This is a genomic window from Pedobacter frigidisoli (assembly GCF_004331675.1).
Taxonomy (GTDB): domain Bacteria; phylum Bacteroidota; class Bacteroidia; order Sphingobacteriales; family Sphingobacteriaceae; genus Pedobacter; species Pedobacter frigidisoli.
Genome location: NZ_SJSN01000044.1, coordinates 1 through 2,978, shown reverse-complemented (window position 1 = coordinate 2,978; position 2,978 = coordinate 1). Strand labels below are relative to the sequence as shown.

Here is a 2,978-nt window from a genome sequence, read left to right as displayed (position 1 = left end):
AAGAAGTTAGTTAGAGGAGCAAACAACAGTATGTTGCCTTTGAAAGCCTCGGATGATTAGTACTACTCGACTATGGTGTCGCCACCTTTACATCTGTAGCCTATCGACGTAGTAGTCTCCTACGGTCCTATATGGAACTCTCATCTCGTGGCTAGTTTCGCACTTAGATGCTTTCAGCGCTTATCTATTCCCAGCGTAGCTACTCTGCAATGCCCCTGGCGGAACAACAGATTCACTAGAGGCTAGTCCAACCCGGTCCTCTCGTACTAAGGTCAGCCCCACTCAAAATTCCTACGCCCACAACAGATAGGGACCGAACTGTCTCGCGACGTTCTGAACCCAGCTCGCGTGCCACTTTAATCGGCGAACAGCCGAACCCTTGGGACCTTCTCCAGCCCCAGGATGTGACGAGCCGACATCGAGGTGCCAAACCTCCCCGTCGATATGAGCTCTTGGGGGAGATCAGCCTGTTATCCCCAGCGTACCTTTTATCCTTTGAGCGATGGCCCTTCCATGCAGAACCACCGGATCACTATATCCGTCTTTCGACCCTGATCGACCTGTATGTCTCACAGTCAAGCAAGCTTATGCTATTGCACTCCGCGTACGGTTACCAAGCGTACTGAGCTTACCTTTGAAAGCCTCCGTTACCTTTTTGGAGGCGACCACCCCAGTCAAACTACCCATCAAACAATGTCTCCCACAACGTGGGATTAGACACCGAATACAGAAAGGGTGGTATTTCAACGTTGGCTCCACGACGCCTAGCGACGCCGCTTCAAAGCCTCCCACCTATCCTACACATCCTGTACCCAATGTCAATGTTAAATTGTAGTGAAGGTGCATGGGGTCTTTCCGTCCCGTTGCGGGTACCCGGCGTCTTCACCGGGACCACAATTTCACCGAGCTCATGGCTGAGACAGCGCCCAGATCGTTACACCATTCGTGCAGGTCGGAACTTACCCGACAAGGAATTTCGCTACCTTAGGACCGTTATAGTTACGGCCGCCGTTTACTGGGGCTTCGATTCAATGCTTCTCCGTGAGGATGACATCCCCTCTTAACCTTCCAGCACCGGGCAGGTGTCAGGCCTTATACCTCATCTTTCGATTTCGCAAAGCCATGTGTTTTTGTTAAACAGTCGCCTGGGCCTTTTCACTGCGGCTGACATTGCTGCCAGCGCCCCTTCTCCCGAAGTTACAGGGCCATTTTGCCGAGTTCCTTAGCCATGATTCACTCGAGCACCTTAGAATCCTCTTCCCGGATACCTGTGTCGGTTTGCGGTACGGGTATTCATAACCTGGAGCTTAGCGGTTTTTCTTGGAAGTCTGATTACCTGCGCTATCCACTCGCCCGAGGGCTCGCGGTACTATCAGCTTTCAGCATCGTTGGCGGATTTGCCTACCATCGATATACCTACGGCCTTTAACGATCTATTCCGTCAGATCGCGGCAGTGTCACTACTCCGTCCCCACATCGCAGTTATGAATAGTACTGGAATATTAACCAGTTGTCCATCGAATTTCCCCTTCGGGTTCTCCTTAGGTCCCGACTGACCCTGATCCGATTAGCGTTGATCAGGAAACCTTATCCTTTCGGTGGGCGGGTTTCTCTCCCGCCTTATCGTTACTTATGCCTACATTTGCTTTTCCATGCGCTCCAGCACCCATTACCAGGTACATTCGCCGCACATGGAATGCTCCCCTACCGATATATTTCAATCCCATAGCTTCGGTGTACGATTTAATGCCCGTTTATTATCCATGCCCGATCGCTCGACTAGTGAGCTGTTACGCACTCTTTAAATGAATGGCTGCTTCCAAGCCAACATCCTAGCTGTCTGTGCAATCGGACCTCGTTAGTTCAACTTAACCGTAACTTGGGGACCTTAGCTGATGGTCTGGGTTCTTTCCCTCTCGGCCCGTGACCTTAGCACCCCGGGCCTCACTGCCGACTATATTATATAGCATTCGGAGTTTGTCTGGATTTGGTAGGATTTGACTCCCCCGCACCCAATCAGTAGCTCTACCTCTATATAACTCAACGTCGACGCTGTTCCTAAAAACATTTCGGGGAGTACGAGCTATTTCCCAGTTTGATTAGCCTTTCACCCCTACCCACAGATCATCCGGAAACTTTTCAACGTTTATCGGTTCGGTCCTCCAGTACGTGTTACCGCACCTTCAACCTGTCCATGGGTAGATCACAAGGTTTCGCGTCTACCCCCCCTGACTATACGCCCTGTTCAGACTCGCTTTCGCTTCGGATCCGTGTCTTAAACACTTAACCTTGCCAGGGAGGAGTAACTCGTAGGCTCATTATGCAAAAGGCACGCCGTCACGCCACCTGGACGCTCCGACCGCTTGTAAGTACACGGTTTCAGGTTCTATTTCACTCCCCTGTTCGGGGTTCTTTTCACCTTTCCCTCACGGTACTGGTTCACTATCGGTCTCTCAGGAGTATTTAGCCTTACCGGATGGTGCCGGCAGATTCCCACAAGGCGTCTCCGACCTCGCGGTACTCAGGATACTGCTAGACTGGCGTCCTATACGTGTACCGGGCTATCACCGTGTATCGCTGGGCTTCCCATCCCATTCCACTTCTGTTCGCCAATGCCACGTCGCAGTCCTACAACCCCACCTATGCCGTAACATGGATGGTTTGGGCTCTTTCCCTTTCGCTCGCCACTACTTAGGAAATCATTGTTATTTTCTCTTCCTCTGCTTACTTAGATGTTTCAGTTCGGCAGGTTTGCTCATTATATGTGACATGTCTTCAACATGCCGGGTTGCCCCATTCGGAAATCTCCGGATCAATTCATATTTGCAGATCCCCGAAGCTTATCGCAGCTTATCACGTCCTTCATCGCCTCTGAGAGCCAAGGCATCCCCCGTGTACTCTTTATTACTTTCTTCTACCTGTACGCCTTTTGCGCCGTACGGTATGCTTTTTCTGCTCTTGTCATGATGTCTCATTCC

General features: G+C 51.1%; 1 rRNA gene. It reads right to left on the bottom strand.

Features of this window, described 5'->3' with window-relative positions:
* Nucleotides 1-37: 37 nt before the first annotated feature.
* Nucleotides 38-2,914, bottom strand: a 23S ribosomal RNA gene (locus tag EZ449_RS22325).
* Nucleotides 2,915-2,978 lie beyond the last annotated feature (64 nt).